Annotated in this window: 5 protein-coding genes and 2 pseudogenes; 3 read left to right on the top strand and 4 right to left on the bottom strand. The window is 62.6% G+C overall.

Translation table 11 applies throughout. The features are described 5' to 3' along the window. From BM145_RS15485 to BM145_RS15470, 4 genes are all read right to left on the bottom strand, one after another. Positions 1-304: transposase (locus BM145_RS15485; protein WP_143090235.1), on the bottom strand; the 304-nt coding region annotated here is incomplete at its 3' end. 149 nt (positions 305-453) lie between these two features. Then, positions 454-1347, bottom strand: coding sequence for a plasmid partitioning protein RepB C-terminal domain-containing protein (locus BM145_RS15480; protein WP_093334534.1), 894 nt, complete (start codon positions 1345-1347; stop codon positions 454-456). Further along, a complete protein-coding gene (locus tag BM145_RS15475; protein WP_245739409.1) occupies positions 1344-2249 on the bottom strand; it encodes a plasmid partitioning protein RepB C-terminal domain-containing protein in 906 nt (301 codons plus the stop codon). The genes BM145_RS15480 and BM145_RS15475 overlap by 4 nt, the downstream gene beginning before the upstream one ends. After that, positions 2231-3802: a recombinase family protein gene (locus BM145_RS15470; RefSeq protein WP_342741821.1), complete on the bottom strand. Its 1572-nt coding sequence runs from the start codon at positions 3800-3802 to the stop codon at positions 2231-2233. The genes BM145_RS15475 and BM145_RS15470 overlap by 19 nt, the downstream gene beginning before the upstream one ends. A gap of 66 nt (positions 3803-3868) precedes the next feature. Between BM145_RS15470 and BM145_RS15865 the strand changes: the two genes are divergently transcribed. The 3 genes and pseudogenes from BM145_RS15865 (at position 3869) to BM145_RS15455 (ending at position 6508) form a co-directional block, all read left to right on the top strand. Next, positions 3869-4243, top strand: a complete 375-nt coding sequence (locus BM145_RS15865) for a hypothetical protein (protein ID WP_143090234.1) — start codon at positions 3869-3871, stop codon at positions 4241-4243. 70 nt (positions 4244-4313) lie between these two features. Beyond that, a pseudogene (locus BM145_RS15460) lies at positions 4314-5521 on the top strand (IS701 family transposase). A 235-nt stretch (positions 5522-5756) separates the two neighbouring features. Then, positions 5757-6508 (top strand): annotated as a pseudogene (locus tag BM145_RS15455) (IS5 family transposase). Positions 6509-6524 lie beyond the last annotated feature (16 nt).

The following is a 6524-nucleotide window of genomic DNA, read 5'->3' as shown; positions in this document are numbered from 1 at the left end:
CCTTCTTGCCCAGCAGCCGTTGCAGCTCGCGCACCTGCGTCTCTAAGGCGCGGTACTCGGACGCCGGCACCACTTCCTCGCCGGCTGCCGCGGCGGTCAACGCGCCCTGGTTCATCAGCCTGCGCCACGTGAAGACCTGGCTGCCGCTGATGCCATGCTGCCGGGCGACGAGCGACACGCTCATGCCGGGCAAATACGTCTCCTCGACGATCCGGACCTTCTCTTCCGGTGTCCATCGCCTCCGGCGCTGAACACCGGAAAGGACCTCGCCGTCATTGTAACGCCTGGTCGTACCGTCAGTCATATGCCTCACTCTTATCCAAGAGCGAGATCCTGTCAGGTCATTTAGGGGGCCACCTCAGGTCGTGACATTGGTCGGTCTTAATTGGTACGACCAGCAGCGCGGTAGCTTCGGCACTGTGCAGTTCCCGTTGGAAGCCATCGAGCTCAGCTTTATGCAGCCTTCTGCAGATCGGCTATCTTTTGGAACTCAGCAAGAATATCGGCGTGGTGCCGTGCGAGATAGCGCACTATGGGTGCGTTGCCGAGAAGGGTGCTGACATAACCCGTCGCCAGGACGAGATCGAGATGGTCAGAGCCATAGCCCTGCTCGATATGCTTGAGTTCCCGATCGAGGTTCTCGGACTCACGCTGCATCGTCGCGATTTGCTCCTCCGATAGCCCGCGCTGGCGACGCTCCTTGCCTTCGACGAGCTGGTCAGTTGGCGTCGCCGCTACCAACGACTTGGCATACGCAATCGAATAGCGGTTCATCGTGATCATCGCCTGCGCGGCCTCGATCTGCCGGATCGGCTTGAGGAAGCGCAGCTCAGTAAAGACGTTCAGCGGCACGTGCTTGTCGCGCAATAGGTCAGCCACCTCAGGGCAGATGCCGACGAGAAGATTTCGCTTCATACGAATGTTCTGGATGTTGACGTTCAGCGCCCGCGCGAGCCGTTCTTCCGACACGCCCTTCTTGACGGCGTTCAGGATCATCCGGTGTTCCTGGATCGTCGCCATTCGGCTGATGCGCTTGTTGTAGGTAAAAGCTTCGTCGTCGATCGCGATAAGGCAGACTACCTCGGTTTCGCCGCGCTCGCGCAGGATCTCGACGCGAAGGTGACCGTCAAGCAGATGGAAACGCTCCGGGTCCTCGGCATCGCGCGCCAACGCCGGCGGTTCAATAATACCAACCTCCGCGATCGATGCTGCGATCTGGCCGTATTTGACCGACTTGCGCACGGCCGCCGTGATCTCGCGCAGCGGCATGATCGCATCGAAGGGCACGCGAACAGTTGTCTCTTCGAAACCGAGCCGCACCGGGATAATCGGGCGCTTCGCGTTCATGCCGAAGCTCGGCTACCGAGGCGCGCCGCAATCTTCTCCGGCATCGTATCGAGTTTTTCAGCCTTGATAATCTCCATGAGGTAGGAGTCCTTGGACAGCCGCCGTAAAGCCTCGGTGATAAGCATAAGACGGTCCTTCGCCATATTCGCGCGCCGGATCATGTCGCGCTTGCGCTCGGCATCCTCCTGATAGGCGCGCATTAACGCCGTAGCCGACAGCTTTTCCGAGGGGCGTGCCTCACGACTGGCCAGGCTTTTACCGCGGCGACGGCGCTCTTCCACCAGCCGCTTCGCCGCAAGCAGCTTCCGACCGCGCAGCAAGCCTCTCTCATAGGCACCCTGAAGCGCGCGCTGGACATCGTGGTCGTCAGCCTCGGCGATCTCGACCGCGACGCTGATCGGGATCGTACGTGATTCAACAGAGCGCAATAGGCGCTGCTCGCCTTTCTCGATCAGGCGCGCGACGCCGTTTACATACTCGGCGGAGAGGCCGGTCTTGCGCGCGATCTCGGCGACTGAGTGGCCGCGCTCGCGCATCCCGCCGATATCCTGAAGCAAGTCAAAGGCGTTGTGCTGGCGTCTTGCGCAATTTTCAACAAGGCTCGCGATCAAGCAATCTTCGGCATCGGCCGACACAACCAAGGCGGGGACCTTAACCTGCCCCAAGGCTTCATAGGCTTCCAGACGACCCTGGCCGCAGACCAGATCGTAAAATGGACCTTCGGCCTCGATCCGCCGGGTAACCGTTATCGGTCGCTTAAGCCCAATCTGCGCAATATTCTCGGTGATCTCCTTGAACGTCTTCTTGTTGCGGCTGCGCGGGTTGACGACCGTGATTCGGTCGAGCGCGATCCATTCGATCCGCTGCGATGGGCGGGCGCCGCTCACGCCGCCGCGGGCCAAGGCTGGCGGGCCGCCATCGCATAGAACGTTTCCAGCGTCTCGAACCGGTAAGCGTCGAGTGACAAGCCATTAAACTCGGCAAGCCGCAGCACCGCGTCGTGCATGTCGAGCTGTGGTAGCAGATAATAGTCGTGCGGTCCGATGTTCTCGGGGTCCATGCGGATGGCGACGGTTAGGTCGGGTTTCAGCGCTGCGTCCAGCCGCAGCTTCCAGCGCAACGACCCCGCCGCAGTCTGGAAGCAGCGCACGACGACGATCGAGGCGGTGAACTCGCCGTTGATCGTCAGCAGGTCGGTTGTCGCATCCTCCGTCACACGACCGCCGGCGGCAGCGATGCCCTCGATGACCTCGCTGACGATCGCCGGGTGAAGTTGCCGAAGCTTCCGGTTCGTTTCGAGATAACGGTAATCGTGGCTAGGGGCGAAGCCGACCAGCGCATAAGCGCGTAATAGGCTGCCGAAGCGACTACGATAGGCGCTGCTCGACGGCGTACCGTCGGCCTCGTCGATGATCAGGCCCGAGAGCATGCCGTTTCCGACGAGGATCGAGCGCAGCCGGTCGAGCATCTCCTCAGCCGTCAACCGTTCGGAGCGCGCGGCGATGATCGCCTGCGCCTTGTCGAACAGCTTTTTGTCGACGATCGCGGCGAAGGCTCCGTCCGAGCGCACCCACTCCTGCGGTGCGTTGCGGACATGGCGCTGCTTCAGCTTGAACGAGGTCTGCGCCCAGACGTTGTTGCCAATGTACTTTTCGTTGATCAGCAGCTGATGGACTGTGCCACGTGTCCACGGCCGCCCGAGATCGGTGACTAGCCCGCGCTGATTAAAATCAGCGGCGATGTGGTGCTCTGACCGCCCTTCTCTGACGAATAGGCGATAGACTTCGCGGACGATCTCAACCTCGTCTGGAGGGCCGGGGACGAGGATGATGCGATCGGTGGCGATGCTCTTCTGCTCGCCGCGACCGAGCTCGCTCTTCGGTGCCCCGCTCTGGTCGACCAGCAAGCGGCGCAGGCCGAAGCCGGCCCCACCACCCTGGCGAAAGCCGAGGCGGATCAGGTTCGACTGGCCGGCAAAGACCTTGACCGACAGCTCGCGGCTATATTCTCCAGCCATTGCCCGCTTGACGGTCTTGATGATCGAGGAGCCGATGCTCCCATCATTCCGGAACTGCTCGCTGGCATATTCAACCTTAATGCCCGCGCTGCGCAGCCGGAGCTCATAGGTTGCTGCCTCATCGGTGTCCTGGAAACGGCCGAGCCGGCTGACATCATAGACCAGCAGCGCTTGGTAATCGGCACGTCCGACCTCGACGTCGTGAAGGACCTGCTGCAGCCCGGCGCGGCCCCCGAGGTTTAGCCCGCTCTTGCCTTCATCGGCGTAGGTCTTGACAATCTCATAGCCGTTGTCATCCGCAAACTTGGCAATTGCAATGACCTGATTGTCGGTCGAGAATTGCTGATGCTCTGTCGACATACGAACATATTGCGCCGCCTTGATTTTGGGCGCAGGCGCTGTGGTGTCTTCACCCTCTGCCCACTTTATCACCATCATCGCTCGAACGTCGCCTCTGTAAAGCAAGTCGCTGCGCCACCGGTATAATTGGCAAAGGGCGGAAACATGCTTCCTAAAAACGGCAGTAAACTTCCGGGCGCCAATCGTCCGAAGGAAGACGAGTACCTGGCTGCGATCCGCGAAGCGCTAAGGCAGGAGCTTGGTGGTCACGGCGGCGCTACCAAGACGATCATGCGGTGGACGGGGGCGTCGGATCGGACGGCACGTAACTGGATGAGCGGGGCCGCAGGACCAAGCGGCTATCACCTGATCTGCCTCGCCCGCGAGTCGAACGCTGTGCTCGCGGCGATGCTGGCCATGAGCGGACGCACCGAACTGGCGCTCTCGGCCGACGTCCACGCCGTCGAGGTTGCCCTCGCCAAGGCCGCGGGCGCACTCGAGGTGCTAAAGCGGCAGCGGACCGGCCGTACAAAAATTTGAGCAACTATTTGGGGAAACTTACTAGCATTACAGTTGCGTTCTTTATCGTGTTCTGAATCAATGGGTCACCATGACGAGGAGGTCTTGGTGACGGGAGCATCGGTTGAGGCGACGCTGGAGCTTTGGGCATCATCGCTGCGCGAGGTGAAAGCACGGATGCGGCCATTGTACAGCCAGGCGCGTGTGGGGGCATCGGCGAACAGCTTTCTGGATGGTCTGCTGGGCGACGAGCGCCGCAAGACCGGGTGGATGCGGGCCGAGGCGGCTGGCGATACCGGACCATGGCGGCAGCAGGCGATCCTGGGGCGTGGACGGTGGGATGCGGACGCCCTGCGCGACATCGTGCGCGACTACGCGCTTGAGCACCTGGGTGCTGAGGATGCGGTGCTGGTCATCGACGAAACCGGGTTCCTGAAGCAGGGCAAAGCGTCGTGCGGCGTGGGGCGCCAATATACCGGGTCGGCGGGCAAGGTGACCAACTGCCAGATCGGCGTGTTCGCCGCCTATGTATCAGCCAAGGGCCACGCCTTTGTCGACCGGGCGCTGTATCTGCCGAAGAACTGGACTGCTGATCCGGCACGCTTGACGGCCGCACATGTGCCCGAGGGCACGGCTTTCGCAACCAAGCCGGGGCTGGCGGTGAAGATGATCGAACGCGCGATCGCAGCCAGCATGCCGTTCGCTTGGGTCGCGGCGGATGCGGTCTACGGTGTTGGCGATATCGAGCAGGTGTTGCGCTGTGCGGGCAAGGGCTATGTGCTGGGCGTGAAAGGCGACCATCGCTTCGGCTCGTGGGGCGACAAGCCGGTCGTCGCGGGCACCGCCGCGCAGATCGCAACCGACCTCGATCCTGCTGCGTGGCAGCGCCTGTCGGCGGGTCAGGGCACCAAGGGCGAGCGCGTCCATGACTGGGCATATTTCGAACTCGCCGACCTCAAAGCCGACGAATACGTCGAGGGTGCGACTGGCACATGGACCAGAGGCCTGTTGATCCGCCGCCACGTCGCCGGTGATGATCTTGCCTTCTTCACCACCTGGTGCCCGGCCGGCACGACCATCGAAACCCTGGTCGGGGTGGAAGGGCATCGCTGGGCAATCGAGGACAGCTTTGAGACCGCCAAGAACGAACTCGGCCTCGACCACAACGAGACCCGCTCCTGGCATGGCTGGCACCGGCACGTCTCGCTCGTCATGCTCGCCTTCGCAATGCTGGCGGCTATCCGCACCCGCGCCAACACCACACCCCCAAGAAGAACCCGGACGAGGTCACGAACCTAATCCGCTGGTCCGTTCAGGAAATCCGCCGCATCGTCATCAGGCTGGCTCAACGCCGTATCGAACCGCGTCACGTCATCGCCTGGTCATGCTGGCGGCGCGCTCATCAAGCCGCCACTCGACAGGCACATATCCGATCAAGAACGCAACTGTAATGCTAGGGCTCAAACCCAATCAGCGGGTTGAGGCGGAGCGGCTTTCCTGATTCACTGTGGGCGTGGGTCACGGGAGTGTGGGCATGGCGCTGTTCTGGTTGTCGGATGAAGCGTGGGCGGCGATCGAGCCGCACCTACCCAGGAACCAGCCTGGAGCGCGACGGGTGGACGACCGGCGGGTGATCTCCGGCATCCTGCATGTGCTGAAGGTCGGCTGTCGCTGGTGCGACTGCCCGGCCGACTACGGGCCCTCGACGACGGTCTACAACCGGTTCAACCGCTGGTCGCACCGGGGCTTCTGGCTCAAGCTGCTGGATGCGCTGGTGGACGCGGGCGCGGTGACGAGGAGCACCGCAATCGACAGCACCTACGTGAAGGCGCAGCGTGCCGCATTTGGCGCAAAAGGGGGCGCTCGCACCAGGCGATCGGCCGCTCGCGTGGTGGCTGGACGACCAAGGTCCATGCGCTCACCGACGTCATCGGTCGTCCCTACGCGCTGATGCTGACGTCCGGCAACGTCAGCGACATCAAGGCAGCGCCTGCGCTCCTCGAACGCGCCAGCCGCATGCGCTACCTGCTGGCCGACAAGGGCTACGATGCCGACCGGCTCCGCCAGTCGCTGCGCGAGGCGGGCGCCATTCCGGTCATCCCCGGCAGACGCAACCGAAAGAGAGCCATCCGCTACGACAAGGACCGCTACCGCGGCCGGCACCTCATCGAGAACGCCTTCTGCCGCCTCAAGGACTTTCGCCGCGTCGCCACCCGCTACGACAAACTCGCCGCCAACTTCCTGTCAGGCGTAGCGCTCGCCACCGCCGTCGCCTTCTGGCTGTGAATGAGTCTGAGCCCTA

This window comes from Sphingomonas rubra (assembly GCF_900115745.1).
In the GTDB taxonomy this organism is placed as follows: Bacteria; Pseudomonadota; Alphaproteobacteria; order Sphingomonadales; family Sphingomonadaceae; genus Sphingomonas; species Sphingomonas rubra.
The sequence above is the reverse complement of the archived record's forward strand: the minus strand, read 5'-3'. Positions and strand labels throughout refer to the sequence as shown.